Genomic DNA, 599 nt, shown 5'->3' with positions numbered 1-599 from the left:
ACACTGGTCGGACGAGTTCAAGGCGCAAGTCGTGACAGAGGCGCTGGAGCCTGGCGCGAGCGTATCGGCGATCGCCCGCAGAATCGGCATTCACCCGTCCCAGTTATTCGCCTGGCGCCGTGATGCTCGGGCGGACCGACATTGCCTCGCGCGGCACTCGAGTTGCGAAGGCGTGTGGCGTCTGCGGCAGGCGCGGTGATCGAAATTGCCATTGGCGAGGTGATCGTGCGCGCCGGCGTGGACGTCGACGAGGCGCAGTTGCGGCGGGTGATCCGGGCGGTCCGTTCGGCATGGTCCCCTCCGGCGTGAAGGTGTTCCTGGCTAGCCATCCAGTCGACTTCCGCAAGGGTATCGATGGCCTTGTTGCGATGGTGCGCGATGCCGGCTCAGATCCGTTCGATGGGGCGCTTTATGTGTTCCGAGCCAAAAGAGCCGACAGAATTAAGATCGTGTGGTGGGATGGCTCTGGCGTATGCCTCTATTTAAAGCGTCTTGAGAAGGCGAGGTTCTGCTGGCCGCGGATCGGGCATCATCGGGTGCAGCTGAATGCTGCGCAGTTGATGGCCCTGGTCGATGGGATGGACTGGAAGCGGGTCCGG

General features: G+C 63.1%; 2 protein-coding genes. Both read left to right on the top strand.

Features of this window, described 5'->3' with window-relative positions; translation table 11 throughout:
- The first annotated feature begins 31 nt into the window (after nucleotides 1–31).
- A complete protein-coding gene (locus XI06_RS43710; protein WP_442869425.1) occupies nucleotides 32–199 on the top strand; it encodes a transposase in 168 nt (55 codons plus the stop codon).
- A 106-nt stretch (nucleotides 200–305) separates the two neighbouring features.
- On the top strand, nucleotides 306–599 hold a 294-nt coding region (tnpB, locus tag XI06_RS12840; protein WP_271605474.1), incomplete at its 3' end, for an IS66 family insertion sequence element accessory protein TnpB.

Source organism: Bradyrhizobium sp. CCBAU 11434 (assembly GCF_028128895.1).
Classification (GTDB): domain Bacteria; phylum Pseudomonadota; class Alphaproteobacteria; order Rhizobiales; family Xanthobacteraceae; genus Bradyrhizobium; species Bradyrhizobium zhengyangense.
The sequence above is the reverse complement of the archived record's forward strand: the minus strand, read 5'-3'. Positions and strand labels throughout refer to the sequence as shown.